The organism is Streptomyces sp. NPDC001781 (assembly GCF_053596035.1).
In genome coordinates this window covers 100,430-125,179 of the sequence record NZ_JBSFFI010000003.1, presented here as the reverse complement: position 1 = coordinate 125,179, position 24,750 = coordinate 100,430, and the positions used below count along the sequence as shown (strand labels likewise).

30 protein-coding genes are annotated in these 24,750 nt (G+C 70.6%); 26 read left to right on the top strand and 4 right to left on the bottom strand.

Annotated features, from left to right (window positions below):
• Window positions 1–2: 2 nt before the first annotated feature.
• From rplR to truA, 14 genes are all read left to right on the top strand, one after another.
• Entirely contained in the window at window positions 3–386 is a 384-nt protein-coding gene (gene rplR / locus ACWCV3_RS03685) for a 50S ribosomal protein L18 (protein ID WP_030811697.1), read from the top strand.
• A gap of 41 nt (window positions 387–427) precedes the next feature.
• The gene (rpsE, locus tag ACWCV3_RS03680) at window positions 428–1,033 is read left to right on the top strand and encodes a 30S ribosomal protein S5 (RefSeq protein ID WP_007494753.1); all 606 of its coding nucleotides are present in this window, start codon (window positions 428–430) and stop codon (window positions 1,031–1,033) included.
• A complete protein-coding gene (rpmD, locus tag ACWCV3_RS03675; RefSeq protein ID WP_003974250.1) occupies window positions 1,033–1,215 on the top strand; it encodes a 50S ribosomal protein L30 in 183 nt (60 codons plus the stop codon). The genes rpsE and rpmD overlap by 1 nt, the downstream gene beginning before the upstream one ends.
• Window positions 1,216–1,217: 2 nt before the next feature.
• The gene (rplO, locus tag ACWCV3_RS03670) at window positions 1,218–1,673 is read left to right on the top strand and encodes a 50S ribosomal protein L15 (RefSeq protein ID WP_023547373.1); all 456 of its coding nucleotides are present in this window, start codon (window positions 1,218–1,220) and stop codon (window positions 1,671–1,673) included.
• Window positions 1,674–1,874: 201 nt separating this feature from the next.
• Complete coding sequence (gene secY / locus ACWCV3_RS03665; RefSeq protein WP_451217822.1) at window positions 1,875–3,188, top strand: preprotein translocase subunit SecY; 1,314 nt, start codon at window positions 1,875–1,877, stop codon at window positions 3,186–3,188.
• Complete coding sequence (locus ACWCV3_RS03660) at window positions 3,188–3,853, top strand: adenylate kinase (RefSeq protein ID WP_451217819.1); 666 nt, start codon at window positions 3,188–3,190, stop codon at window positions 3,851–3,853. Before secY ends, ACWCV3_RS03660 begins: the two co-directional genes overlap by 1 nt.
• A gap of 103 nt (window positions 3,854–3,956) precedes the next feature.
• On the top strand, window positions 3,957–4,793 hold the full coding sequence (gene map / locus ACWCV3_RS03655) for a type I methionyl aminopeptidase (RefSeq protein WP_451217816.1): 837 nt from the start codon (window positions 3,957–3,959) through the stop codon (window positions 4,791–4,793).
• 153 nt (window positions 4,794–4,946) lie between these two features.
• Window positions 4,947–5,168, top strand: a complete 222-nt coding sequence (infA, locus tag ACWCV3_RS03650; protein ID WP_003948620.1) for a translation initiation factor IF-1 — start codon at window positions 4,947–4,949, stop codon at window positions 5,166–5,168.
• Window positions 5,169–5,228: 60 nt separating this feature from the next.
• Complete coding sequence (gene rpmJ, locus ACWCV3_RS03645; protein WP_003974245.1) at window positions 5,229–5,342, top strand: 50S ribosomal protein L36; 114 nt, start codon at window positions 5,229–5,231, stop codon at window positions 5,340–5,342.
• Window positions 5,343–5,529: 187 nt separating this feature from the next.
• Entirely contained in the window at window positions 5,530–5,910 is a 381-nt protein-coding gene (gene rpsM, locus ACWCV3_RS03640) for a 30S ribosomal protein S13 (protein WP_030811707.1), read from the top strand.
• A 70-nt stretch (window positions 5,911–5,980) separates the two neighbouring features.
• Window positions 5,981–6,385 carry a 30S ribosomal protein S11 gene (gene rpsK, locus ACWCV3_RS03635; protein ID WP_003956432.1) on the top strand — a complete coding sequence of 135 codons (405 nt, stop codon included), beginning with the start codon at window positions 5,981–5,983 and terminating at the stop codon, window positions 6,383–6,385.
• Between the two features lie 124 nt (window positions 6,386–6,509).
• Entirely contained in the window at window positions 6,510–7,532 is a 1,023-nt protein-coding gene (locus tag ACWCV3_RS03630) for a DNA-directed RNA polymerase subunit alpha (protein WP_003966937.1), read from the top strand.
• A 179-nt stretch (window positions 7,533–7,711) separates the two neighbouring features.
• Window positions 7,712–8,197, top strand: a complete 486-nt coding sequence (gene rplQ, locus ACWCV3_RS03625) for a 50S ribosomal protein L17 (protein ID WP_030811710.1) — start codon at window positions 7,712–7,714, stop codon at window positions 8,195–8,197.
• A gap of 90 nt (window positions 8,198–8,287) precedes the next feature.
• On the top strand, window positions 8,288–9,142 hold the full coding sequence (truA, locus tag ACWCV3_RS03620) for a tRNA pseudouridine(38-40) synthase TruA (RefSeq protein ID WP_451217811.1): 855 nt from the start codon (window positions 8,288–8,290) through the stop codon (window positions 9,140–9,142).
• Window positions 9,143–9,181: 39 nt separating this feature from the next.
• Here the strand turns inward: truA and ACWCV3_RS03615 are convergent, their stop codons facing one another.
• A complete protein-coding gene (locus ACWCV3_RS03615) occupies window positions 9,182–10,060 on the bottom strand; it encodes a hypothetical protein (protein ID WP_451217808.1) in 879 nt (292 codons plus the stop codon).
• 330 nt (window positions 10,061–10,390) lie between these two features.
• On the opposite strand from ACWCV3_RS03615, the gene rplM reads away from it, so the two are divergent.
• From rplM to glmM, 3 genes are all read left to right on the top strand, one after another.
• On the top strand, window positions 10,391–10,834 hold the full coding sequence (gene rplM, locus ACWCV3_RS03610) for a 50S ribosomal protein L13 (RefSeq protein WP_030811719.1): 444 nt from the start codon (window positions 10,391–10,393) through the stop codon (window positions 10,832–10,834).
• A gap of 42 nt (window positions 10,835–10,876) precedes the next feature.
• Complete coding sequence (gene rpsI, locus ACWCV3_RS03605; RefSeq protein WP_135783691.1) at window positions 10,877–11,398, top strand: 30S ribosomal protein S9; 522 nt, start codon at window positions 10,877–10,879, stop codon at window positions 11,396–11,398.
• A gap of 180 nt (window positions 11,399–11,578) precedes the next feature.
• Complete coding sequence (glmM, locus tag ACWCV3_RS03600) at window positions 11,579–12,937, top strand: phosphoglucosamine mutase (protein WP_451217804.1); 1,359 nt, start codon at window positions 11,579–11,581, stop codon at window positions 12,935–12,937.
• Between the two features lie 234 nt (window positions 12,938–13,171).
• Here the strand turns inward: glmM and ACWCV3_RS03595 are convergent, their stop codons facing one another.
• Both ACWCV3_RS03595 and coaA read right to left on the bottom strand, forming a co-directional pair.
• Window positions 13,172–14,137 carry a DUF389 domain-containing protein gene (locus ACWCV3_RS03595; RefSeq protein ID WP_451217801.1) on the bottom strand — a complete coding sequence of 322 codons (966 nt, stop codon included), beginning with the start codon at window positions 14,135–14,137 and terminating at the stop codon, window positions 13,172–13,174.
• A gap of 23 nt (window positions 14,138–14,160) precedes the next feature.
• Window positions 14,161–15,129, bottom strand: coding sequence for a type I pantothenate kinase (gene coaA, locus ACWCV3_RS03590; RefSeq protein WP_451218231.1), 969 nt, complete (start codon window positions 15,127–15,129; stop codon window positions 14,161–14,163).
• 213 nt (window positions 15,130–15,342) lie between these two features.
• Here coaA and ACWCV3_RS03585 point away from each other — a divergent pair, with 213 nt between their 5' ends.
• From ACWCV3_RS03585 to ACWCV3_RS03545, 9 genes are all read left to right on the top strand, one after another.
• Complete coding sequence (locus tag ACWCV3_RS03585) at window positions 15,343–15,540, top strand: hypothetical protein (RefSeq protein ID WP_451217798.1); 198 nt, start codon at window positions 15,343–15,345, stop codon at window positions 15,538–15,540.
• Between the two features lie 113 nt (window positions 15,541–15,653).
• Entirely contained in the window at window positions 15,654–16,865 is a 1,212-nt protein-coding gene (locus ACWCV3_RS03580; RefSeq protein ID WP_451217795.1) for an acyltransferase family protein, read from the top strand.
• Between the two features lie 172 nt (window positions 16,866–17,037).
• Window positions 17,038–18,885, top strand: coding sequence for a glutamine--fructose-6-phosphate transaminase (isomerizing) (gene glmS / locus ACWCV3_RS03575; protein WP_451217792.1), 1,848 nt, complete (start codon window positions 17,038–17,040; stop codon window positions 18,883–18,885).
• A gap of 23 nt (window positions 18,886–18,908) precedes the next feature.
• The gene (locus tag ACWCV3_RS03570) at window positions 18,909–19,280 is read left to right on the top strand and encodes a holo-ACP synthase (protein WP_451217789.1); all 372 of its coding nucleotides are present in this window, start codon (window positions 18,909–18,911) and stop codon (window positions 19,278–19,280) included.
• A gap of 46 nt (window positions 19,281–19,326) precedes the next feature.
• Complete coding sequence (locus ACWCV3_RS03565) at window positions 19,327–20,760, top strand: NAD(P)H-hydrate dehydratase (protein ID WP_451217786.1); 1,434 nt, start codon at window positions 19,327–19,329, stop codon at window positions 20,758–20,760.
• 65 nt (window positions 20,761–20,825) lie between these two features.
• Window positions 20,826–21,980: an alanine racemase gene (alr, locus tag ACWCV3_RS03560; protein WP_451217783.1), complete on the top strand. Its 1,155-nt coding sequence runs from the start codon at window positions 20,826–20,828 to the stop codon at window positions 21,978–21,980.
• An 86-nt stretch (window positions 21,981–22,066) separates the two neighbouring features.
• Window positions 22,067–23,308, top strand: coding sequence for an alpha/beta fold hydrolase (locus tag ACWCV3_RS03555; RefSeq protein ID WP_451217780.1), 1,242 nt, complete (start codon window positions 22,067–22,069; stop codon window positions 23,306–23,308).
• On the top strand, window positions 23,274–23,786 hold the full coding sequence (gene tsaE / locus ACWCV3_RS03550) for a tRNA (adenosine(37)-N6)-threonylcarbamoyltransferase complex ATPase subunit type 1 TsaE (RefSeq protein ID WP_451217777.1): 513 nt from the start codon (window positions 23,274–23,276) through the stop codon (window positions 23,784–23,786). Before ACWCV3_RS03555 ends, tsaE begins: the two co-directional genes overlap by 35 nt.
• Before the next feature lie 126 nt (window positions 23,787–23,912).
• Window positions 23,913–24,062: a hypothetical protein gene (locus tag ACWCV3_RS03545; protein WP_451217774.1), complete on the top strand. Its 150-nt coding sequence runs from the start codon at window positions 23,913–23,915 to the stop codon at window positions 24,060–24,062.
• A gap of 12 nt (window positions 24,063–24,074) precedes the next feature.
• Here ACWCV3_RS03545 and ACWCV3_RS03540 read toward each other — a convergent pair whose 3' ends face one another.
• Window positions 24,075–24,626, bottom strand: a complete 552-nt coding sequence (locus tag ACWCV3_RS03540) for a hypothetical protein (RefSeq protein WP_451217771.1) — start codon at window positions 24,624–24,626, stop codon at window positions 24,075–24,077.
• Window positions 24,627–24,750 lie beyond the last annotated feature (124 nt).

Here is a 24,750-nt window from a genome sequence, read left to right as displayed (position 1 = left end):
CCATGGCATACGGACAGAAGATCCTCAAGGGCGACGCCTACAAGCGCGCCGCGATCAAGCGCCGCCACATCCGGATTCGCAAGAACATCTCCGGTACGGCGGAGCGTCCGCGTCTGGTCGTGACCCGCTCCAACCGTCACATCGTGGCGCAGGTGATCGACGACCTCAAGGGCCACACCCTGGCCTCCGCGTCCACGCTGGACGCGTCGGTCCGGAGCGGCGAGGGCGACAAGTCCGCGCAGGCCAAGCAGGTCGGCGCCCTGGTCGCCGAGCGTGCCAAGGCCGCCGGTGTCGAGGCTGTCGTGTTCGACCGTGGTGGCAACCAGTACGCCGGGCGCATCGCCGCCCTGGCGGACGCCGCCCGCGAAGCCGGCCTGAAGTTCTGAGCCGGTTCCGTAGCTAGCGGAAACAGAGAGAGGTAATTCCAATGGCTGGACCCCAGCGCCGCGGTGGCGGTGCCGGTGGCGGCGAGCGGCGGGACCGGAAGGGCCGTGACGGCGGCGCAGCCGCCGCCGAGAAGACCGCTTACGTTGAGCGCGTTGTCGCGATCAACCGTGTCGCCAAGGTTGTGAAGGGTGGTCGTCGCTTCAGCTTCACCGCGCTGGTCGTGGTGGGCGACGGTGACGGCACCGTGGGTGTCGGTTACGGCAAGGCCAAGGAGGTGCCGGCCGCCATCGCCAAGGGTGTTGAGGAGGCCAAGAAGCACTTCTTCAAGGTCCCCCGTATCCAGGGCACCATCCCGCACCCCATCCAGGGTGAGAAGGCTGCCGGCGTCGTGCTGCTCAAGCCCGCGTCCCCGGGTACCGGTGTTATCGCCGGTGGTCCGGTGCGTGCCGTGCTCGAGTGCGCCGGTATCCACGACATCCTGTCGAAGTCCCTGGGCTCCGACAACGCGATCAACATCGTGCACGCGACCGTGGCGGCCCTCAAGGGCCTGCAGCGTCCCGAGGAGGTCGCGGCCCGCCGCGGTCTGCCGCTCGAGGACGTCGCCCCCGCGGCTCTGCTGCGTGCGCGTGCCGGGGCTGGTGCGTAATGGCGCAGCTCAAGATCACGCAGGTCAAGTCCTACATCGGCAGCAAGCAGAACCACCGTGACACCCTGCGTTCCCTTGGTCTCAAGGGGATCAACACGCAGGTCGTCAAGGAGGACCGCCCCGAGTTCCGCGGCATGGTGCACACCGTCCGCCACCTCGTGACGGTCGAGGAGGTCGACTGATCATGGCGGAGCAGAACCCGCTCAAGATCCACAACCTCCGTCCGGCCCCCGGCGCCAAGACCGCCAAGACCCGTGTCGGTCGTGGTGAGGCGTCGAAGGGTAAGACGGCCGGTCGTGGTACCAAGGGCACGAAGGCCCGTTACCAGGTTCCGGAGCGCTTCGAGGGTGGCCAGATGCCCCTCCACATGCGTCTTCCGAAGCTGAAGGGCTTCAAGAACCCGTTCAAGACCGAGTTCCAGGTCGTGAACCTCGACAAGCTGGCCGCGCTCTACCCCGAGGGTGGCGAGGTCACCGTCGAGGGTCTGGTGGCCAAGGGTGCCGTTCGCAAGAACAGCCTCGTCAAGGTCCTGGGCCAGGGCGAGATCTCCGTGGCGCTGCAGGTGACGGTCGACGCCGTCTCCGGCTCCGCCAAGGAGAAGATCACCGCCGCCGGCGGTACGGTCACCGAGCTGGTCTGAGGCCCTCAAGGGTCCCTCAGGGTCACTCGATGACGTAGACGATCCCGACCGGGGATACCCCACAGTGGGGTATCCCCGGTTGGTCGTTCCTAGGGGGGCGGTGTCGCCGGTAAGGTGGCCAGCGCTGTTCCCTTCCACTTATTCGTCGAACCTCTAGACCGTCACCCTTGACGCAGTTGCGCGGGGGTCGCAGGAGGCACCGTGCTCACCGCGTTCGCCCGGGCGTTCAGGACGCCCGACCTGCGCAAGAAGCTGCTCTTCACGCTGGGCATCATCGTGGTCTACCGGGTCGGTACCCACATCCCGATCCCCGGCGTCAACTACAAGGCCGTCCAGACCTGCGTGACCGAGGCCTCCGGCAACCAGGGCCTGTTCGGTCTGGTCAACATGTTCAGTGGTGGAGCGCTGCTCCAGATCACGATCTTCGCCCTCGGCATCATGCCGTACATCACGGCGAGCATCATCCTTCAGCTTCTGACCGTGGTGATCCCGCGGCTGGAGGCCCTCAAGAAGGAGGGGCAGGCCGGCACCGCGAAGATCACGCAGTACACCCGCTACCTCACCGTGGCGCTCGCCATCCTGCAGGGCACCGGCCTGGTGGCCACAGCCCGCAGCGGCGCGCTGTTCAGCGGGTGCACGGTCGCCGGGAACATCGTCCCGGACCAGGCGATCTTCACCACGATCACCATGGTGATCTGCATGACCGCCGGTACGGCGCTGGTGATGTGGCTCGGTGAGCTGATCACCGACCGCGGCATCGGCAACGGCATGTCGATCCTGATGTTCATCTCGATCGCCGCGACCTTCCCGTCCGCGCTGTGGGCCATCAAGAAGCAGGGCACGCTGGCCGGCGGCTGGATCGAGTTCGGCACCGTCATCCTCGTCGGCCTGGTCATGGTCGCGCTCGTGGTCTTCGTGGAGCAGGCCCAGCGCCGCATCCCGGTGCAGTACGCGAAGCGGATGATCGGCCGCCGGTCCTACGGGGGTACGTCGACGTACATCCCGCTGAAGGTGAACCAGGCCGGTGTGATCCCGGTCATCTTCGCCTCGTCGCTGCTCTACATCCCGGCGCTGATCGCGCAGTTCGCGGGCGGGGACTCGGGCTGGAAGCGATGGATCACGGCCAACCTGACCAAGGGCGACCACCCGATCTACATCACGATGTACTTCCTTCTCATCGTGTTCTTCGCGTTCTTCTACGTGGCGATCTCGTTCAACCCCGAGGAAGTCGCCGACAACATGAAGAAGTATGGTGGCTTCATTCCGGGTATCCGGGCTGGCCGGCCGACCGCTGAGTACCTGAGTTACGTGCTCAACCGGATCACCTGGCCCGGCTCGCTGTATCTGGGTCTGATCGCTCTCGTACCGACGGTGGCGTTGGTGGGCTTCGGAGCAAGTCAGAACTTCCCCTTCGGCGGGACGAGCATCCTGATCATCGTGGGTGTGGGTCTCGAGACGGTGAAGCAGATCGAGAGCCAGCTCCAGCAGCGCAATTACGAAGGGTTCCTCCGCTGATGCGTATCGTCCTCGTCGGGCCGCCGGGTGCCGGTAAGGGAACGCAAGCCGTCCGTCTCGCCGAGAAGCTGGGCGTACCGCACATCTCCACGGGCGACCTGTTCCGCGCCAACATCTCTCGGCAGACGGAGCTGGGCAAGCTGGCCAAGTCCTACATGGACGCGGGCAACCTCGTTCCGGACGAGGTCACCATCGCCATGGCCAAGGACCGCATGGAGCAGCCGGACGCCGAGAACGGCTTCCTGCTCGACGGCTTCCCGCGCAACGTCTCCCAGGCCGAGGCGCTGGACGAGCTGCTGCAGAGCGAGGGCATCAAGCTGGACGCCGTCCTGGACCTGGAGGTCCCGGAGGAGGAGGTCGTCAAGCGGATCGCCGGCCGGCGCATCTGCCGCAACGACTCCTCGCACGTCTTCCACGTGACGTACAGCGCGCCCGAGACCGAGGGCGTCTGCGACGTCTGCGGCGGCGAGCTGTACCAGCGCGACGACGACTCCGAGGACACCGTCCGCAAGCGGCTCGAGGTCTACCACACGCAGACCGAGCCGATCATCGACTACTACAAGGCGCAGGGGCTCGTCGTGACGATCTCCTCGCTGGGTCCGGTGGACGAGATCACCAAGCGGGCGCTGGAGGCACTCAAGCGCGAGAAGGCCGGCAGCGAGTAAGACCCCCGGTCCTTCCGGCCGCGGTGCCCGCCCTGGGCGCCGCGGCCGTAGTGTTGTGCAGGTAACCCCAGTCGGTGACGAGTGACGGAGAGCGCAGGCCCCCATGGTGCAGATCAAGACCCCCGAGCAGATCGCGAAGATGCGGGCGGCGGGCCTGGTCGTCGCCGCGATCCACGCGGCCACCCGCGAGGCGGCGGTGCCCGGCGCGACCACCAAGGACCTGGACGACGTGGCGCGCAAGGTGCTGGACGAGCACGGCGCGAAGTCGAACTTCCTCGGGTACGGCGGCTTCCCCGCGACCATCTGCACGTCGGTCAACGACGTGGTGGTGCACGGCATCCCCTCCGAGAACGTCGTGCTGGGCGACGGCGACATCATCTCCATCGACTGCGGCGCGATCGTGGACGGCTGGCACGGTGACGCGGCCTACACCGCCTTCGTCGGCTCGGGGCACGCTCCGGAGCTGGTCGAGCTGTCCCGCGTGACCGAGGAGTCGATGTGGGCGGGGATCGCCGCGATGAAGCCGGGCAACCGGCTGGTCGACATCTCCCGCGCGATCGAGACCTACATCCGCCGGCAGCCGAAGCCCGGCGGCGGCAAGTACGGCATCGTCGAGGACTACGGCGGCCACGGCATCGGCACCGAGATGCACATGGATCCGCACCTGCTGAACTACGTCGAGCGGCGCCGCGGCAAGGGCCCCAAGCTGGTCCCCGGTTTCTGCCTGGCCATCGAGCCCATGGTGTCCCTCGGCACACCCCGCACGAAGGTCCTCGAGGACGACTGGACCGTCATCACCACGGACGGCACCTGGTCCTCGCACTGGGAGCACTCGGTGGCCCTCACCGAACAGGGCCCGCTGGTCCTCACCGCCCCGGACGGCGGCAGGGCCAAGCTGGCGGAGTACGGCGTCACGGCCGCCCCCGATCCGCTCGCATAAGGATCAGCGGTATGGGGCAGAATTCTTCGATTCGTTTTTCCGGGTGCGCTGACGTAGACTGACTCGTCGGCTCTCGTGCACCCGCATGTCCGCATGCGCCCATCAGGGAAACGCGGGGGAGTCGATCAAGGTAGTCGATTCGAAGGGCGAAGCGTGGCCAAGAAGCAAGGTGCCATCGAGATCGAGGGCACTGTCGTCGAGTCTCTGCCGAACGCCATGTTCAAGGTCGAGCTCCAGAACGGCCACCAGGTCCTGGCACACATCAGCGGCAAGATGCGCATGCACTACATCCGCATCCTCCCTGACGACCGGGTCGTGGTGGAGCTGTCTCCGTACGACCTGACGCGTGGCCGGATCGTCTACCGGTACAAGTAGATCTTGCCCGCATCCCGGCTCGCGCCGGGGTGATGGCACTGACCCGGAGAACCTCACCCCATGAAGGTCAAGCCGAGCGTCAAGAAGATCTGCGACAAGTGCAGGGTGATCCGCCGTCACGGCCGGGTCATGGTCATCTGCGACAACCCGCGCCACAAGCAGCGCCAGGGCTGACGCAGGGCCGAACCCTCTGCACCTCTCGCAGAGTTTCGCGCGACGCAAGCTGAATTGTTCATACGCAGAGCCCGAGCCAACCAGCTCGACACCCTCGGTCGGAGGCCGAGGACCCGGTTCGTACCTCGTACGGCGGCCGGGAGCCGGTTCTGTGGAAGACCTCCGAAGAATCACCAGGAGCCATTGAATGGCACGCGTTTCCGGTGTTGACATCCCGCGCGAAAAGCGCGTGGAGGTCGCCCTCACCTACGTGTTCGGCATCGGCCGGACCCTCTCCCAGGAGACGCTGGCTGCGACCGGCGTCGACCCGAACACCCGCGTCCGCGACCTGAGCGAAGAGCAGCTCGTCGCGATCCGCGAGTACGTGGACAACAACATCAAGACCGAGGGTGACCTCCGTCGCGAGATCCAGGCCGACATCCGCCGCAAGGTCGAGATCGGTTGCTACCAGGGTCTCCGTCACCGTCGCGGCCTGCCCGTCCGCGGTCAGCGCACCAGCACCAACGCCCGCACCCGCAAGGGCCCGCGTCGCGCCATCGCCGGCAAGAAGAAGCCGGGCAAGAAGTAGTCCTCAGCGGACAACGCTTCATCAGCGGTCTTCGCTGTAGGACCGACCACCTCCCCGTAGGAGTTTGTAGATGCCCCCCAAGGGACGTCAGGGCGCTGCCAAGAAGGTGCGCCGCAAGGAAAAGAAGAACGTCGCTCACGGCCACGCGCACATCAAGAGCACGTTCAACAACACGATCGTCTCGATCACGGACCCGTCCGGCAACGTGATCTCCTGGGCCTCCGCCGGCCACGTCGGCTTCAAGGGCTCCCGGAAGTCCACGCCGTTCGCCGCGCAGATGGCCGCCGAGTCGGCTGCCCGCCGCGCCCAGGAGCACGGCATGCGCAAGGTCGACGTGTTCGTCAAGGGCCCGGGTTCCGGTCGTGAGACCGCGATCCGCTCCCTGCAGGCCACGGGCCTCGAGGTCGGCTCCATCCAGGACGTCACCCCGACCCCGCACAACGGCTGCCGCCCGCCGAAGCGCCGCCGCGTCTGACGCACAGCGCTCCGCTGGTTTCGCGGGTCCGGGCGGTACGGCTCTTTCGGGCCGTGCCGCCCGTACCCTTGCAGTACTGAGTCGGGCGTCAAATAGCGGGCGCCCCTGACTGAAGGATTCACACATGCTGATCGCTCAGCGTCCCTCGTTGACCGAAGAGGTCGTCGACGAGTTCCGCTCCCGGTTCGTGATCGAGCCGCTGGAGCCGGGCTTCGGCTACACCCTCGGCAACTCCCTCCGCCGTACCCTCCTCTCCTCGATCCCCGGTGCCGCTGTCACCAGCATCCGGATCGACGGTGTCCTGCACGAGTTCACCACCGTGCCGGGCGTCAAGGAGGACGTCACCGACCTGATCCTCAACATCAAGCAGCTCGTGGTCTCCTCGGAGCACGACGAGCCGGTCGTGATGTACCTGCGCAAGCAGGGCCCGGGTCTGGTCACCGCCGCCGACATCGCGCCCCCGGCCGGTGTCGAGGTGCACAACCCCGACCTCGTCCTCGCCACGCTCAACGGCAAGGGCAAGCTGGAGATGGAGCTGACCGTCGAGCGCGGTCGCGGCTACGTCTCCGCCGTGCAGAACAAGCAGGTGGGCCAGGAGATCGGCCGTATCCCGGTCGACTCGATCTACTCGCCGGTTCTCAAGGTCACGTACAAGGTCGAGGCCACGCGTGTCGAGCAGCGCACCGACTTCGACAAGCTGATCGTCGACGTCGAGACCAAGCAGGCGATGCGTCCGCGTGACGCCATGGCCTCCGCCGGCAAGACCCTGGTCGAGCTGTTCGGTCTCGCGCGCGAGCTGAACATCGACGCCGAGGGCATCGACATGGGTCCGTCCCCGACGGACGCCGCGCTGGCGGCCGACCTCGCGCTGCCGATCGAGGAGCTCGAGCTCACCGTCCGGTCGTACAACTGCCTCAAGCGTGAGGGCATCCACTCCGTGGGTGAGCTCGTCGCCCGCTCCGAGGCCGACCTGCTCGACATCCGCAACTTCGGTGCGAAGTCCATCGACGAGGTCAAGGCCAAGCTCGCGGGCATGGGCCTGGCGCTCAAGGACTCGCCCCCCGGGTTCGACCCGACCGCCGCTGCCGACGCGTTCGGCGCGGACGACGACGCGGACGCGGGCTTCGTGGAGACCGAGCAGTACTGAGTGCTCCGCGGGGAGGCCGTACTGCGTCTGCGGGCCGGCTGTGGCTGGTCGCGCAGTTCCCCGCGCCCCTTCCGAGCGGGCCTCTTCGAGGCCTGCTCGGATCTCCGAAGAGCAACCGCTCGCTCGGATACTGACCTCGGTACCTGACACGGCCGGGGCAGACACATAGGAGAAACATCATGCCGAAGCCCTCCAAGGGTGCCCGTCTGGGCGGCAGCGCCGCGCACGAGAAGCTGCTCCTCGCGAACCTCGCGAAGAGCCTCTTCGAGCACGGCCGCATCACCACCACCGAGGCGAAGGCGCGCCGTCTGCGCCCGTACGCCGAGCGTCTGGTCACCAAGGCGAAGAAGGGCGACCTTCACAACCGCCGTCAGGTGCTCCAGGTGATCACGGACAAGAGCGTCGTCCACACGCTCTTCGCCGAGATCGGCCCGCGCTACGAGAACCGCCCCGGTGGTTACACCCGCATCACCAAGATCGGTAACCGCCGTGGCGACAACGCGCCCATGGCCGTCATCGAGCTGGTCGAGGCGCTGACCGTCGCGCAGCAGGCCACCGGTGAGGCCGAGGCCGCCACCAAGCGTGCGGTCAAGGAGTCCGAGGAGGCGAAGGTCGAGCAGACCGAGGCCACCGAGGCTCCCGCCGAGGAGTCCAAGGACGCCTGAGGCTGACGCCTGAGAAGCGGGCCCGTCCCTGTGGGGGCGGGCCCGCTTTCACGTTTTCCCCCAGCACGGCGCCCTTGAGAGGATTCCCGCGTGAGTGACGAAGCACAGCCCGGACATGTCCGTATCCGCCTCGACCTGTCCTACGACGGCACCGACTTCCACGGGTGGGCCAAGCAGGCCGGCGGGCGGCGGACCGTGCAGGGCGAGATCGAGGACGCCCTGCGCACGGTGACCCGGTCGAAGGAGACGTACGAGCTGACGGTGGCCGGGCGGACGGACGCCGGGGTGCACGCGCGCGGCCAGGTCGCCCATGTCGACCTGCCGGAGCCGGTGTGGGCCGAGCACCGGGAGAAGCTGCTGAAGCGGCTCGCCGGCCGGTTGCCCAAGGACGTACGGATCTGGTCCCTGACCGAGGCCCCGCCCGGTTTCAACGCCCGTTTCTCCGCCGTCTGGCGGCGCTACGCGTACCGCGTCACCGACAACCCCGGCGGGGTGGACCCGCTGTTGCGCAACCATGTCCTGTGGCACGACTGGCCGCTGGACGTGGACGCGATGAACGAGGCGGCCCGTGCCCTGCTGGGCGAGCACGACTTCGCGGCTTACTGCAAGAAGCGCGAGGGCGCCACCACCATCCGCACCCTCCAGGAGCTGAGCCTGGTGCGCGGGGCGGACGGGGTGATCACGGCCACCGTGCGCGCGGACGCCTTCTGCCACAACATGGTGCGCTCGCTGATCGGCGCCCTGCTGTTCACCGGCGACGGCCACCGCGGGCCCCAGTGGCCGGGGAAGGTGCTGGCGGCCGGGGTACGGGACTCCGCCGTGCACGTGGTGCGGCCGCACGGGCTGACGCTGGAGGAGGTCGGCTACCCCGCCGACGAACTGCTGGCCGCCCGGAACAAGGAGGCGCGCAACCGGCGCTCGCTGCCGTCGGCGGGCTGCTGCTGAGCGGGCCGGAGTGCGCGGGCGGGGGAGCGCCGGCGGCCGCTACCGGTTGGCGGCCGCCGACGCCTGGGCCTCGCCGCGCCGCCGGATCTGGCGGAAGGAGAACTGCGCCAGGTCGTTGCCGGCCGCGAACACCTTGGTGTCCTTGGTGGTCACGTCCTTGCCGTCGGTGAACCCGGCGATGGTGAAGTAGGCGTACCGGCCGAGGGTGTTGGTGGTGGAGCGGCAGATCGCGGAGTCGCAGAACGCCTTGACACCCTTGCCGGGCAGCGCGGCGACGATGCTCTTCCGGTCGGCACGGTCCTTGAAGCGCCGGGCGTCGGTGTCGTTGTCGAAGACGGCGACACCCACGGTCACGGCCACGCCGTCCTTCACGTAGCTGACCCGCATCAGCCGGGTGCACCTCCCCGCGGCGAGCGCCTTGGCCAGGGTGCCGCCGGCGCCGGACGCGCAGTTCCGGCTGTCGCTGGTGGCGCCCTTCTTGTACACCGTCTCGCCCATGGTGAGCTGGGTGCCGGGGAACAGGGTCTCCGGGCTCAGCGGGGCGGTGTCCTTGTCGGCGCCGGCTATGAAGTCCTTCGGGTCCAGCGGCGGGGGCGCGCTGGTCGGGGCGAAGGAGGGGGCCGTGGTCGCCGTGCCGCCCGGCAGGGAGGCGGTCGCGGGCAGGCTGGAGGGACCTCCCGCCCGGCTGTCACCGCCCGCGTTCGACACGGCCATGGCGACGGCGGTGCCTATCGCGCCCGTGGCGAGTACGCCGCCCGCGACGAGCAGCACCTTGCGACGCTTCTTACGGTTCTCCGAGGCGTCCGCGAGCGCGGCCCAGTCCGGGGTCCCGTCGTCGTCGCCGCTCTTCCACGGCTGCTGGGATTGAGGTGTCCAAGGGTCCCACTGAGACTGGGGACCCCCCTGCCCGTAACTCATGGGGCGCATCTTAGAGGGGGTCGCGCGGTCCCGGCGCGCCCGAGGGGAACGGGCTCCGAGGCGATACGGGGACCTTCGGCGCACGGGGGAACATTGCGGCCGGGAGGATTTCCGGCAAGCTCGTTTTGACCCGTCCGGGGGCGGACCGGTAACCTAGCTCCTCGTTGTGTATTGGCTTGCTCATTCTCACGGGACGGGCCCTTACACCGGTCCACCGGGCCGATGACCAGCGATCAGCACGCGGTTGCGTCACCGCAGTGCGATCGAGGCTGTCGTGATCGTTTCGGTGACCTGTTCAGGACCATTCACTCGAAGCGAAGGCTACGAACCGTGCGTACGTACAGCCCCAAGCCCGGCGATGTGACGCGCCAGTGGTACGTCATCGACGCTCAGGACATCGTCCTGGGTCGTCTCGCCACCACCGCCGCGACCCTTCTCCGGGGCAAGCACAAGCCGATCTACGCGCCGCATGTCGACACCGGTGACTTCGTCATCGTCGTCAACGCCGACAAGGTGCACCTGTCCGGCAACAAGCGGACCCAGAAGATGGCTTACCGTCACTCCGGCTACCCGGGTGGTCTGCGCTCCGTCCGTTACGACGAGCTGCTGGACAAGAACCCCGAGAAGGCCGTCGAGAAGGCCGTCAAGGGCATGCTCCCCAAGAACTCCCTTGGCCGTCAGATGCTCTCGAAGCTGAAGGTCTACAAGGGTGACCAGCACCCGCACGCTGCCCAGCAGCCGGTGCCGTTCGAGATCACCCAGGTCGCGCAGTAATTCCGGCCACCCTTTAAGACTGAAGAGAATCTGAGGAGAATCGTGGCCGAGACCACCCCCGAGCAGCCGGTCGAAGAGACTGAGCTCGTCGACATCGAGAGCTACACCACCGAGACCGAGCTCCCCGTCGAGGGCGAGTACACGTCGGAGTCCCTCGCGTCCCGCTTCGGCGAGCCCCAGCCGGCCGCCGGCCTGGGCCGTCGCAAGAACGCCATCGCCCGCGTCCGGATCGTTCCGGGCACCGGCAAGTGGAAGATCAACGGTCGCACCCTCGAGGACTACTTCCCGAACAAGGTGCACCAGCAGGAAGTCAACGAGCCCTTCAAGGTGCTCGAGCTCGAGGGCCGTTACGACGTCGTCGCCCGCATCGCGGGTGGCGGTGTCTCCGGTCAGGCCGGTGCGCTCCGTCTCGGTGTCGCCCGTGCGCTGAACGAGGCGGACGTCGACAACAACCGCGGCGCCCTGAAGAAGGCCGGCTTCCTCAAGCGCGACGACCGTGCGGTCGAGCGCAAGAAGGCCGGTCTCAAGAAGGCCCGCAAGGCTCCGCAGTACAGCAAGCGCTAAACAGCGGCGCTTCGCGCGTACTCCGAACGCCCCGGCGGCACGCCCTGTGTGCCGCCGGGGCGTTCGTTTATCTCCGCCAAGGGCGTATAACGACACAAGAGGCTCAAAGTCTTGTGTGATCGGATGCTCGGGCGGCATGCCATGATTCCTGGCAGCAGTGACGCTTCCTCGGGAGGACAAGTGGGACGACTTTTCGGTACCGACGGCGTGCGTGGCGTCGCCAACGCGGACCTGACGGCCGAGATGGCGCTCGGCCTGTCCGTCGCGGCGGCGCACGTACTGGCCGAGGCCGGCACGTTCGAGGGGCACCGGCCGACCGCCGTGGTGGGCCGTGACCCGCGCGCGTCCGGGGAGTTCCTGGAGGCCGCCGTGGTCGCGGGCCTCGCCAGCGCGGGCGTGGACGTGCTCCGCGTCGGTGTGCTGCCCACGCCCGCCGTCGCCCACCTGACCGGCGCGCTGGGCGCCGACCTCGGTGTGATGCTGTCCGCCAGTCACAACGCGATGCCGGACAACGGCATCAAGTTCTTCGCACGCGGCGGCCACAAGCTCGCGGACGAGCTGGAGGGCCGTATCGAGGCCGTCTACGAGTCGCACCGCCACGGCGAGCCCTGGGAGCGCCCCACCGGCGCCGGGGTCGGCCGGGTCCGCGACTACGAGGCGGGCTTCGAGACCTACGTCACCCACCTGCTCTCGGCGCTGCCCAACCGGCTCGACGGGCTGAAGATCGTCCTGGACGAGGCGCACGGCGCCGCCGCCGGTGTCTCGCCGGAGGCGTTCTCCCGCGCCGGGGCGACCATCGTCACGATCGGTGCCGAGCCGGACGGCCTCAACATCAACGACGGCTGCGGTTCGACCCACCTGGGGCTGCTGAAGGCCGCCGTGCTGGAGCACGGCGCGGACCTCGGCATCGCGCACGACGGCGACGCCGACCGCTGCCTGGCCGTGGACCACACCGGCGAGGAGGTCGACGGCGACCAGATCCTCGCCGTGCTCGCGCTGGCGATGCGCGAGCGGTCCACGCTGTCCGCCGACACGGTCGTGGCCACCGTCATGTCCAACCTGGGCTTCAAGCTCGCCATGGAGCGGGCCGGCATCAGCCTGGTGCAGACGGCCGTGGGCGACCGGTACGTGCTGGAGGAGATGAAGGAGCACGGCTACGCCCTCGGCGGCGAGCAGTCCGGGCACGTCATCATCTTGGACCACGCCACCACCGGTGACGGCACCCTGACCGGTCTGCTGCTGGCGGCGCGGGTCGCCGAGACCGGCCGGGCGCTGCGTGAGCTGGCCTCGGTGATGGACCGGCTGCCGCAGGTCCTGGTCAACGTCCCGGACGTGGACCGCTCGCGGGTGGGCACCTCGGCCGACCTCGCGGCCGCCGTCGGCGAGGCCGAGCGTGAACTCGGCCGCACCGGCCGGGTGTTGCTGCGTCCCTCGGGCACCGAGCCGCTGGTCCGCGTCATGGTCGAGGCCGCCGACATCGACCAGGCCCGCACGATCGCCGGCCGGCTGGCGGACGCGGTCAAGTCGGCGCTGGGTTAGGGCCCGTCCGGCGGATCACGGCGCGGACGCGGGGTCTTGCACGCCCGTCCGCGGCGTTGCCGGACACCCCCTGGTGCTGTGACCGGAAGGGTTCACCGGCTCGCGGCGTCCGGCGCGGCACCTCGCCGCGTTGTCGCGTCGCCCGAGTACATCCCGTACGCGGGCGGTGCTCCGCCTTGCGATGCACCGCACCGGACGCCGCGAGCTTTCCGGCAAACCCTTCCGGTCACAGCGCTAGGCCACTTCGGCCTTCGCGCCGTCGGAGTCGTGCCCGCTCGTCCGGCCCGTCCTGGCCCAGAACGCCTTCTGGGCCAGGAGGGTCAGCACACCCGCCACCACGATGCCGAACAGGTTCAGCAGCAGTTGCTCGCACGAGCCGACGGTCTGCGTGGTGTCCCCGTAGGCCAGGGCCACGGCGGCGTTGGCGGCGGCCGGGACGGTGGTGACCGAGATGGCCACGCCGACCAGGGCGCCGGACTTGGCCGAGGTCAGCGAGAGCGTCCCCGCCGCGCCCGCGAGCAGCGCCACCACGAACGAGAAGGCGTCCGGCGCGTACACGAACCCGGTGTTGGGCCGGTCGCCTTCCAACTGGCTTTCGGTGAACTGGCCGGCCGCGTCCATCAGCACGCTGAAGCCGACGGTGAGGGCCATCGCGGCGGCGAAGCCCACCACCAGCGCGATCAGCGAGCGCGCGGCGAGCCGCGGCTTCCAGCTCACCAGGGCCGTACTGACCCCCGCCAGCGGCCCGAACTCCGGGCCCACCGCCATCGCGCCCACGATCAGCACCGCGTTGTCCAGCACCACACCGCAGGCCGCGATCATCGTGGCGATGGCCAGGAAGGCGACGTAGGTCACCGAGAGGGTGGACTCCTCGTGGGTCGCCTCGACCAGGTGCTGCCACAGCACGGCGTCCGCGGCCTCGCCGGGCGCCTCCTCCTCGGCGCGGTCGGCGCGGGTCGACAGCGACAGGTCCACGTTGTCCGCGGCGATCGAGCCGGTGCGGTCGATGCCGAGCTCCTGGAGCCGGGAGAGCAGGCCGTCGCCCGCCTCCCGCGCGACGTCGCACATCACCACGTCCCCGGCCGGGTCGCGGGCGGCGCCGGGCAGCACCACGAGGTGGACGGCGCCGACCGTGGACTCGATCAGGCGGACCACCTCGTCCGTGCGGTCGGACGGGACTATCAGACGCAGATGCAGCATGTGCCCATCCAACCCTGTCGCCGCTACAGCTTGCGCAGGCGCAGCCGCTGCACGGTGTGGTCGGGTCCCTTGCGGAGCTGGAGGGTCGCCCGGCCGCGGGTGGGGGCGATGTTCTCCGTCAGGTTGGGCTTGTTGATGGTCCGCCACAGCGTGCGCGCGTAGTCCACCGCCTCCTCCTCGGAGACCTGGGTGTACTTGCGGAAGTACGAGGACGGGTTCTGGAAGGCGGTCTGGCGCAGCTTCTTGAACCGCTCCAGGTACCAGCGCTCGATGTCGTCGCCGCCGGCGTCGACGTAGACGCTGAAGTCGAAGTAGTCGGCGAGGCCGACGCGGGTGCGGCCGTCGCTGCCGGGCAGGGCGGGCTGGAGGACGTTGAGGCCCTCGACGATGAGGATGTCCGGGCGGCGCACGGTGAGGCGCTCGCCGGGGACGATGTCGTAGATCAGGTGGGAGTAGACCGGTGCGGTGACCTCGTCCTTGCCGGCTTTGATGTCGGCGACGAACCGGGTCAGGGCGCGGCGGTCGTAGGACTCGGGGAAGCCCTTGCGGGACATCAGCCCGCGGGCCTGCAGCTCCCTGGTGGGCAGCAGGAAGCCGTCGGTGGTGACCAGCTCGACGCGGGGGTGCTCGGGCCAGCGGGAGAGCAGGGCCTGGAGCAGGCGGGCCACGGTGGACTTGCCGACGGCCACCGAGCCGGCCACGCCTATGACGAAGGGGGTGCCGGACTGGGAGCCCTTCTCGCCCAGGAAGGTGTTCAGGGCGCCTCTGAGGCCGTCGGTGGCGCCGACGTAGAGGTTGAGCAGGCGGGAGAGCGGGAGGTAGATGTCCCGCACCTCGTCGAGGTCGATGACGTCGCCGAGGCCGCGCAGCCTCTCCACCTCCTCGGCGGTGAGCGGCTGCGGCGTCTTGTCGCGCAGCGCGCTCCATTCGGCGCGGGTGAGATCGACGTAGGGAGTCGCCTCCGGCCTGTGCCGGTGGGCGCTCCGGGGCATCGCGGAGACCGGTGAGATCACATTCCATTGTTAACGCTGTTTGAACGGCGGTGTGCGTGGGGTGCGTCACGCGGGGCGTGCGGGGAGATCACGTCGCCGTCACGGTCGGGTACCGGCTGGATCCTCGATGATCATTTGTGCGCAGGCTGTGCGTGACGTGCGGGACAACTGTGCGCAAAGCGCGGGGGAAACACCGAAGAGAAGAGCGCCCCTGTGAGTGCCACCGCCGTCCGCCGCACCGTCCTCGCCGCGTCCGCCGCGGCGCTGGCCCTGCTCGCCACCGCCTGCGGCGGCTCCGACGGGGCGGACAGGGCGGACGAGGGCACGATCAACATGGCCGCGATGGCCTCCGGCAAGGACTACCAGGCGCCGGCCGACGTCATCGCCGCTCAGGTGGCCAAGCTGGGTTGAGCGGTGAGGGAGTTGTTCCGAGACGGCGGCACAACTTTTCTCCCACCCACGTGTCGTGTGAACGTAAGTCCGCACAGCACGAACGCAGAGCCCGGCACTGAAACGGTGAATGGATGATCCAGAGGGATGAGACGGCCGTGGCCGTCACGGCCGACGAGCGACACGTGGAGGAGGCCGTCACCGTCCACGTCCCGGTGTCACAGGCACCGTCGGAGCCGAAGGAGGCCGCCCCCGGTGCGCGGGGCAAGGGGCAGCGGCTGGCCGCGCTGGACGGGCTGCGGTTCCTGGCCGCCGTCGCGGTGGTGGTCTTCCACTTCACCGGGCAGACCCCGGACACGATGGAGCACATCTGGGGACGCCCGTACCAGGCGATCTTCCCGGACTCGCACCGCTACCTGGCCTTCGGCCGGCTCGGTGTCGACCTGTTCTTCCTGATCAGCGGCTTCGTGATCTGCATGAGCGCATGGGGCCGGTCACCGCGGGACTTCTTCATATCCCGCGTCACCCGGCTGTACCCGATGTACTGGATCGGCGTGCTGGTGTCGACGGCCGTCATCTACCTCTTCGACACCCCGATGGGGCACCCGAACCCGCGGGTGGTCTTCGCCAACCTCACGATGCTCCAGAAGCCGCTCGGCGTGGACGACCTGGACTCGGTGTACTGGACGCTCTGGCCGGAGCTGTGCTTCTACCTGACGTTCTCCATCGTGGTGTGGAAGGGGCTCACCTACACCCGTGTCGCCGTCTTCGCCGGTATCTGGACCGTCGCCGCGGTACTGGCCCCGGCCGCGCACCTGCCGCTGCTCACGGTGCTGGTCAACCCGGTCTCCGCGCCGTTCTTCATCGCGGGCATGGCGTTCTACCTGATGTACCGGTTCCGGGCGACCCCGCTGCTGTGGGGGATCGTGCTCATGTCGTGGCTGCTGGCGATGCACTTCATCCTCACCCCGCACGGCGGCCGGCTCGACTGGGACACCTGGCACCCGTGGCGCGGCTGGCTGGTGCTGACGATCACCGGCTTCTTCGCGCTGATCGCCGCCATCGCGCTCGGCTGGACCAGCCGCATCCAGTGGCGGTGGCTGAGCGTGGCGGGAACGATGACCTTCCCGCTGTACCTGCTGCACGACGTGATCGGCCTGACCGTCGCCCACCACTTCGGCGACCGGATGGACCCCCGCCTGCTGGTGGTGTGCACCGTGGCCGCGCTGGTCCTGCTCGCCTACGTGGTGCACCGGCTCGTGGAGCGCCCGATCGCGAAGTACATGCGCCGCTGGCTCAACAGCGCCTCCTTCGGCCTGGAGGCCCCCGAGGTACGCCGCGGCTGATCCGGGAAGCCGATCCGGGAGGCCGGTCCGGCGAGGGGAGGCACCGCACGGACCACGTCCGTGCGGTGCCTCCCCTTTTTGTCCCCTCAGGCCTCCGTACGCGAGTGAAAATTTCCGAATCCGGGCACGCGGAAGCGGTTTTCGATCACTGACGGACCGTAGGGTGCGGCACATGTGCGGAATCGTGGGATACGTAGGGGCGCGGTCGGCGCTCGATGTCGTGATGGCCGGGCTGAAGCGGCTGGAGTACCGGGGCTACGACTCGGCCGGTGTCGCGGTGCTCGCGGACGGCGGGACGGCCACCGCGAAGCGGGCCGGGAAGCTGGTCAACCTGGAGAAGGAGCTGGCCGAGCACCCGCTCCCGGCCGGAGCCACCGGCATCGGGCACACCCGCTGGGCCACCCACGGCGGCCCGACGGACGCCAACGCCCACCCGCACCTGGACAACGCGGGCCGGGTCGCCGTCGTGCACAACGGCATCATCGAGAACTTCGCCGTCCTGCGCGCCGAACTCACCGAGCGCGGCCACGACCTGGTCTCCGAGACGGACACCGAGGTGGTCGCGCACCTGCTGGCGGAGGAGTTCTCCGCGAGCGCCGACCTGGCGGAGGCGATGCGGCTGGTGTGCCGCCGGCTGGAGGGCGCCTTCACGCTGGTCGCGGTGCACGCCGACGAGCCGGACGTGGTCGTGGGCGCCCGCCGCAACTCCCCGCTCGTGGTGGGCGTCGGCGAGGACGAGACGTTCCTCGCCTCCGACGTGGCCGCCTTCATCGCGCACACCCGCGAGGCCATCGAACTGGGCCAGGACCAGGTGGTCGAACTGCGCCGCGACGGCGTCACGGTGACCGGCTTCGACGGCAGCCCGGCCGACGTCCGCGCCTACCACGTCGACTGGGACGCCTCGGCCGCCGAGAAGGGCGGCTACGACTACTTCATGCTCAAGGAGATCGCCGAGCAGCCCAAGGCCGTCGCCGACACCCTCCTCGGCCGTATCGACTCCTCCGGCTCGCTCACCCTGGACGAGGTGCGGATCGGCGCGGTCGAGCTGCGCGAGGTCGACAAGGTCGTCATCGTCGCCTGCGGCACCGCCTTCCACGCCGGGCTGATCGCCAAGTACGCCATCGAGCACTGGACCCGCATCCCCTGCGAGGTCGAGCTGGCCAGTGAGTTCCGCTACCGGGACCCGATCCTCGACGGGCGGTCGCTGGTCATCGCCATCTCCCAGTCCGGCGAGACCATGGACACCCTGATGGCCCTGCGGCACGCCCGCGAGCAGGGCTCCAAGGTGCTGGCCATCTGCAACACCAACGGCTCGACCATCCCGCGCGAGTCCGACGCCGTGCTCTACACGCACGCCGGCCCCGAGATCGCCGTCGCCTCCACCAAGGCGTTCCTGACCCAGCTGGTCGCCTGCTACCTCGTCGCCCTCTACCTGGGCCAGGTGCGCGGCACCAGGCGGGCCGACGAGATCCGGGACGTCGTCCGCGACCTCTCCCGCATCTCCGGCGCGATCGACCGGGTCCTCGAGACCATGGAGCCGGTACGGGAACTCGCCCGCTCGCTGGCCGGGAAGGACACGGTGCTCTTCCTCGGCCGCCACGTGGGCCACCCCGTCGCCCTGGAGGGCGCCCTCAAGCTCAAGGAGCTGGCCTACATGCACGCCGAGGGATTCGCGGCGGGCGAGCTGAAACACGGCCCGATCGCGCTGATCGAGCAGGACATGCCGGTCGTCGTGGTCGTGCCCTCCCCGCGCGGCCGTTCCGTGCTGCACGACAAGATCGTGTCCAACATCCAGGAGATCCGCGCCCGCGGCGCCCGCACCGTCGTCATCGCCGAGGAGGGGGACGAGGCGGTCGTCCCGTACGCCGACCACCTGATCCGCGTCCCCGCCACGCCCACCCTGCTCCAGCCGCTGGTCTCCACGGTGCCGCTGCAGGTGTTCGCCTGCGAACTGGCCACCGCGCGCGGCAACGAGGTGGACCAGCCGAGGAACCTGGCGAAGTCGGTGACGGTCGAGTAGCCGGATCGCCTTAGGCTCCCGCCATGAGCATCATCGGGGTCGGGATCGACGTGGCCGAGATCGACCGGTTCAGGGCGGCACTGGAGCGCACCCCCAACCTGGCCGCCCGGCTGTTCGTGGCGGGGGAGCTGACGCTGCCGGGCGGGGAGCGGCGGGGGGTCGCCTCCCTCGCCGCCCGCTTCGCGGCCAAGGAGGCCCTCGCCAAGGCGCTGGGCGCGCCCGCCGGTCTGCTGTGGACCGACGCCGAGGTCTACGTCGAGGACAGCGGGCAGCCCCGGCTGCGGGTCAGGGGAACCGTCGCGGCCCGCGCGGCCGAGCTGGGGGTGCGCTCCTGGCACGTCTCGCTCAGCCACGACGCGGGCGTCGCCTCCGCCGTGGTGATCGCCGAGGCGTGAGCCATCCGGGTGCGAGGGCCCGCGGATCGGGGGCAGACTCGGACCCATGCGTACTGCGTACAGCGTGGAGACGGTACGGGCCGCCGAGCGCGACCTGATGGCCCGGCTGCCCGAGGGCACCCTGATGCAGCGGGCGGCCGCCGGACTGGCCGCCGCCTGCGCCGGGTTCCTCGGGCGGGTGTACGGCAGCCGGGTGGTGCTGCTCGTCGGCAGCGGCGACAACGGAGGCGACGCGCTCTACGCCGGGGCCCGGCTGCGGCAGCGCGGCGCCGGGGTAACCGCCGTCCTCCTCTCGCCCGGCCGCGCCCACGCGGGCGGCCTCGCCGCGCTGCGCCGGGCAGGCGGCGCGCTCGCCCGCCCCGAAGAGGCGCTCGGCGCGATCGAGCGGGCCGATCTCGTGGTGGACGGCGTCGTCGGCATCGGCGGCAAGGGGGGTCTGAGGCCCGACGCCGCCCGGCTCGCCTCGGCCGCCGAGCGGGCGCGGGCCGCGATCGTGGCCGTGGACCTGCCCAGCGGGGTCGACGCGGACACCGGAGAGGTGCCCGGCGCCGCCGTACGCGCCGACCTCACCGTCACCTTCGGCGCCTGCAAGCCCGGCCTGCTGATCGATCCCGGCCGGGAGCACGCCGGTGCGGTGCGGCTCGTCGAGATCGGTCTCGAACTGCCCGCCAACCCGGTGCTTCAGGCCCTCCAGCACGAGGACGTGGCCCGGCTGCTGCCCCGTCCCGGTGCCGGGAGCGACAAGTACCGGCGCGGGGTGCTCGGCGTCGCCGCCGGCTCGGCGCGCTACCCCGGCGCCGCCGTCCTCGCCGTCTCCGGCGCGCTGCGCGGCGGCGCGGGCGCCGTACGGTACGTCGGGCCCGCCGGGGACGCGGTGATCGCCCGTTTCCCCGAGACCCTCGTCTCCGACCGGGGCCCCGGCCACGCGGGCCGGGTGCAGGCGTGGGTGGTGGGACCGGGCGCCGGGGACGACGCGGCGACCGTGGCCGAGGTGCTCGGCGCCGACGTACCCGTGCTGCTGGACGCCGACGGGCTGCGCCTGGCCGACCGCGACCTCGTGCGGGGGCGCACCGCACCGACCCTGATGACCCCTCACGCGGGCGAGGCCGCCGCCCTGCTGGGGGTGCGCCGCGAGGAGGTCGAGGCGGCCCGGCTGACGTCGGTGCGCGAACTGGCCGCCGGCTACCGGGCGACGGTGCTGCTGAAGGGCTCCACCACGCTGGTCGCCGACCCCGGCGGCGGCCCGGTACGGGTCAACTCCACCGGCACCGGCCGGCTGGCCACCGCGGGCAGCGGTGACGTGCTGTCAGGGCTCGCCGGATCGCTGCTCGCCTCCCGCCTGTCCGCGCTGGACGCGGGCAGCGCCGCGGCCTACCTCCACGGTCTCGCCGGGCGCCTGGCCTCGCGCGGCGCCCCCATCGCCGCACTGGACATCGCCCGGTACCTCACCGACGCGTGGCGGGACGTCGTCAGGGACTGAGCCCGGCGGATCGCCGAGGAGTGCGGCCGGGGGCCGCCGACGCCCTCTGAGAGACTGGGGGCGCCATGAACGAGACTTCCGCTGTGCCGACCGCGCCCCTGCGCGCCCGTGCCGAGATCGATCTGGGTGCCCTGCGCGCCAACGTCCGGGCGCTGCGCGCCCGTGCCCGGGACGCGCACCTGATGGCCGTCGTCAAGTCCGACGCGTACGGCCACGGTGCCGTGCCGTGCGCCCGCGCGGCCCTGGAGGCCGGGGCGACCTGGCTGGGCACGGCCACTCCGGAGGAGGCCCTCGCGCTGCGCGCCGCCGGGCTGCCGGGCCGGATCATGTGCTGGCTCTGGGTGCCCGGCGGGCCCTGGCGGCAGGCGATCGAGGCCGGCCTCGACGTCGCGGTCAGCGGCATGTGGGCGCTGCGCGAGGTCACCGCGGCCGCGCGTGACGCGGACCGCGCCGCGCGGGTGCAGCTCAAGGCCGACACCGGGCTCGGCCGCAACGGCTGCCAGCCCGAGGACTGGCCCGAGCTGGTCGGCGCCGCCCTGGCGGCCGAGGCCGCCGGGCTGATCAAGGTCACCGGACTGTGGTCCCACTTCGCCTGCGCCGACGAGCCCGGCCACCCCTCCATCGCCGCCCAGCTCACCCGGTTCCGGGAGATGGTGGCGTACGCCGAGGAGCGGGGCGTGCAGCCCGAGGTGCGGCACATCGCCAACTCCCCGGCCACGCTGACCCTTCCGGAGACCCACTTCGACCTCGTCCGCACCGGCATCGCGATGTACGGCGTCTCGCCCAGCCCCGAGCTGGGCACCCCGGCCGACTTCGGGCTGCGGCCGGTGATGACGCTGAGCGCGTCGCTGGCGCTGGTCAAGCGGGTGCCGGGCGGCCACGGCGTCAGCTACGGCCACCACTACGTCACTCCCGGCGAGACCACCCTCGGCCTGGTGCCGCTGGGCTACGCCGACGGCATCCCCCGGCACGCCTCGGGCGGCGGCCCGGTGCTGATCGACGGCAAGCCGCGCACCGTCGCCGGCCGGGTGGCGATGGACCAGTTCGTCGTCGACCTCGGTGGCGACGAACCCGAACCGGGCACACGGGCCGTGCTGTTCGGGCCGGGCGACGGGGGAGAGCCCACCGCCGAGGACTGGGCGCAGGTGTGCGGCACGATCGCGTACGAGATCGTCACCCGGATCGGCACCCGCGTGCCCCGCGTCCATCTGAACGGATGACCCCCGCGGGTACCGGGCACGCTACTGTCCGGTAGCGCGGGACGCACCGGCCCGGCGGACGGTATACGGCGAGGAGGGAACGGCACGTGAGCGAGAGCAGAGCGGAGGCCGTGGTGGACGCGTTGACCGCGACGGCCGCGTCCGGCGGCTGGCGCAAGGCGACCGGTCTCGCCGGCGCCGCGATAGGCGTCCTCGCCGCGGGCGCGGCGGCGGGGGTCGCCATAGAGCGGATGACGGTCGGGCGCGGCATGCGCCGCAAGGCCGCCCTGGCGCTGGACTCCGCCGGCCCCTACGGCACCCTGCGCGGCACGCCCGGCAAGGCGATCGCCGACGACGGCACCGAGCTGTACTACGAGGTCGACGACGTCGAGCCCGACCCCGGTCCGAGCGTCTCCCCGCGCCGCCGCAGGCTCTTCGGCCGCAAGGCGCCGGCCCCGGTGACCGTCGTCTTCTGCCACGGCTACTGCCTCGGCCAGGACTCCTGGCACTTCCAGCGGGCCGCCCTGCGCGGCGTCGTCCGCACCGTCCACTGGGACCAGCGCAGCCACGGGGAGTCCGGGCGGGGCGTGGCCCAGACCCGCGACGGGCTGCCCGTCACCATCGACCAGCTCGGCCGGGACCTGAGGGCGGTGCTGGACGCGGCGGCGCCCGAGGGGCCCGTGGTCCTGGTGGGGCACTCGATGGGCGGGATGACGGTCATGGCGCTGGCCGCGCAGTACCCGGAGTACGTCCGGGACCGGGTCGTCGCCACCGCGTTCGTCGGCACCTCCTCCGGGCGGCTCGGCGAGGTCGACTTCGGGCTGCCGGTGGCCGGGGTCAACGCGGTGCGCCGGGTGCTGCCGGGCATACTGAAGGCGCTCGGACAGCGGGCGGAGCTGGTGGAGAAGGGGCGCCGGGCCACCGCGGAACTGTTCGCCGGGGTGATCAAGCGGTACTCGTTCGCGGGGCGGGACATCGATCCGGCGGTCGCCCGGTTCGCGGAACGCATGATCGAGTCCACGCCCATCGACGTGGTCGCGGAGTTCTACCCGGCCTTCGCCGACCACGACAAGACCGAGGCGCTGGCCGGCTTCCAGGACATGCCGGTGCTCGTGCTGGCGGGGGTGCGGGACCTGGTGACGCCGAGCGAGCACAGCGAGGCCATCGCGGACCTGCTGCCCGACGCCGAGCTGGTGCTCGTGCCGGACGCCGGGCACCTGGTGATGCTGGAGCATCCCGAGGCCGTCACCGACCGGCTCGCGGACCTGCTGACCCGCGCGGGAGCCGTGCCGGCAGGGGCTACCGTAAGCGGTTATGGAAGAGGCAGCAGCACCGTACGACCCGGCTGAGACCCGGCTCACCGTCACCTCCCCCGAGCAGATGCGCGAGCTGGGCCTGAGACTGGCCGGGCTGCTGCGCGCGGGCGACCTGGTGATGCTCACCGGGGAGCTCGGGGCGGGCAAGACGACGCTGACCCGAGGACTCGGCGAGGGGCTCGGGGTGCGCGGCGCGGTCACCTCGCCGACCTTCGTCATCGCCCGGGTCCACCCCTCGCTGGTCGACGGGCCGCCCCTGGTCCACGTCGACGCCTACCGGCTCTCCGGCGGCCTCGACGACATGGAGGACCTGGACCTCGACGTGTCCCTGCCCGAGTCGGTCGTCGTCGTGGAGTGGGGCGAGGGCAAGGTCGAGGAACTGACCGACGACCGGCTGGAGATCCTCATCCACCGCGCGGTCGGCGACACCACCGACGAGGTCCGCCACGTCACCCTGACCGGACTCGGGGACCGCTGGTCGAAGGCGGATCTGGACGCGCTCAGCGGCTGAGGACACCGATATCCCGACAGGCTGTCGGAAACGTATTGCGCGGGACGTACCGGGCGTGGTCACATGGTACCCAGCCCGTGGTTAGGCATGCCTTACCACGACCGCTCCCGCAGCTCAGGAGGCGCCATGCCCGCTTCGCGTCCCCCGGCCCGCCCCGAGCCCGCCCACCAGCCCCCCATGCGCGCCCTCCTGGCCTCGTGCGCGGCGGCCAGAGCGATCTCCACCCCGCCCCCGCCCCCGGCTGGACACACGCCGGCCCACCGCGAGGCGGCCTGACCCGCGCACGCCTCAGCGGATCACCACGACCGGCACCCCGATCGTGGCGAACCGCCACATCGCCTCGCCGTCGGGGCGGGTCTCGCGGACGGCGCCGGTGCGGGGGGAGCCGGGTTCGGGGGCCTGGTCGCGGGTGGCGGCGCTGAAGCCGACCGTGACGCCGTCGACCTGGGTGAAGCGGACCACGTGTTCGACCGGGAGGCCGTCGCTGCCGGTGATGGCGTTGGAGCGGGAGGTCACCCAGTAGGAGCCGGGGGCCGGGTCGACGCCGCCGGGGCGGACACCGAAGGTGCGGGTGACGCGCCCGCGGCCGTCCACCAGCCAGACGCGGTCGTCGTCGACCGAGTACACGACCCGCTCGCCCTTGCCCGAGTCGGCCGGCAGGGCGGTGGGGTGGCGGCGGTCGCGCGGGGCCTTGGTGGCGGCCACCGAGGGGGAAGCGCTCGCCGAGGGGCCGCGCAGGCTCGCCGGGACGGTCGCGTCGGCCTGGTAGGCCAGGAGGCCGACGGTGCCGACGGACACCGCGACGAGTCCGGCCACGATCCCCGAGCTGGTCCCTGCCACGTGTGCCACCTCTGCCTCGTATCCGTGCCGATCCGTACGGTTAGCGGGATATGCGGATTTTCTCTCGGTTCGTACAGACCGTAGCAGTCAGTGACGGTCCGACCGGGACGGGCGTGCGCGAGCC

Excerpts from the sequence above, each read along its gene's own strand:
- rplR (WP_030811697.1), top strand. The coding sequence starts at position 3 with ATGGCATACGGACAGAAGATCCTCAAGGGCGACGCCTACAAGCGCGCC.
- rpsE (WP_007494753.1), top strand. The coding sequence starts at position 428 with ATGGCTGGACCCCAGCGCCGCGGTGGCGGTGCCGGTGGCGGCGAGCGG.
- rpmD (WP_003974250.1), top strand. The coding sequence starts at position 1,033 with ATGGCGCAGCTCAAGATCACGCAGGTCAAGTCCTACATCGGCAGCAAG.
- rplO (WP_023547373.1), top strand. The coding sequence starts at position 1,218 with ATGGCGGAGCAGAACCCGCTCAAGATCCACAACCTCCGTCCGGCCCCC.
- ACWCV3_RS03660 (WP_451217819.1), top strand. The coding sequence starts at position 3,188 with ATGCGTATCGTCCTCGTCGGGCCGCCGGGTGCCGGTAAGGGAACGCAA.
- map (WP_451217816.1), top strand. The coding sequence starts at position 3,957 with ATGGTGCAGATCAAGACCCCCGAGCAGATCGCGAAGATGCGGGCGGCG.
- rpmJ (WP_003974245.1), top strand. The coding sequence starts at position 5,229 with ATGAAGGTCAAGCCGAGCGTCAAGAAGATCTGCGACAAGTGCAGGGTG.
- rpsM (WP_030811707.1), top strand. The coding sequence starts at position 5,530 with ATGGCACGCGTTTCCGGTGTTGACATCCCGCGCGAAAAGCGCGTGGAG.
- rpsK (WP_003956432.1), top strand. The coding sequence starts at position 5,981 with ATGCCCCCCAAGGGACGTCAGGGCGCTGCCAAGAAGGTGCGCCGCAAG.
- ACWCV3_RS03630 (WP_003966937.1), top strand. The coding sequence starts at position 6,510 with ATGCTGATCGCTCAGCGTCCCTCGTTGACCGAAGAGGTCGTCGACGAG.
- rplQ (WP_030811710.1), top strand. The coding sequence starts at position 7,712 with ATGCCGAAGCCCTCCAAGGGTGCCCGTCTGGGCGGCAGCGCCGCGCAC.
- ACWCV3_RS03615 (WP_451217808.1), bottom strand. The coding sequence starts at position 10,060 with ATGAGTTACGGGCAGGGGGGTCCCCAGTCTCAGTGGGACCCTTGGACA.
- ACWCV3_RS03595 (WP_451217801.1), bottom strand. The coding sequence starts at position 14,137 with ATGCTGCATCTGCGTCTGATAGTCCCGTCCGACCGCACGGACGAGGTG.
- coaA (WP_451218231.1), bottom strand. The coding sequence starts at position 15,129 with ATGCCCCGGAGCGCCCACCGGCACAGGCCGGAGGCGACTCCCTACGTC.
- ACWCV3_RS03580 (WP_451217795.1), top strand. The coding sequence starts at position 15,654 with ATGATCCAGAGGGATGAGACGGCCGTGGCCGTCACGGCCGACGAGCGA.
- glmS (WP_451217792.1), top strand. The coding sequence starts at position 17,038 with ATGTGCGGAATCGTGGGATACGTAGGGGCGCGGTCGGCGCTCGATGTC.
- ACWCV3_RS03570 (WP_451217789.1), top strand. The coding sequence starts at position 18,909 with ATGAGCATCATCGGGGTCGGGATCGACGTGGCCGAGATCGACCGGTTC.
- ACWCV3_RS03565 (WP_451217786.1), top strand. The coding sequence starts at position 19,327 with ATGCGTACTGCGTACAGCGTGGAGACGGTACGGGCCGCCGAGCGCGAC.
- alr (WP_451217783.1), top strand. The coding sequence starts at position 20,826 with ATGAACGAGACTTCCGCTGTGCCGACCGCGCCCCTGCGCGCCCGTGCC.
- tsaE (WP_451217777.1), top strand. The coding sequence starts at position 23,274 with ATGGAAGAGGCAGCAGCACCGTACGACCCGGCTGAGACCCGGCTCACC.
- ACWCV3_RS03545 (WP_451217774.1), top strand. The coding sequence starts at position 23,913 with ATGCCCGCTTCGCGTCCCCCGGCCCGCCCCGAGCCCGCCCACCAGCCC.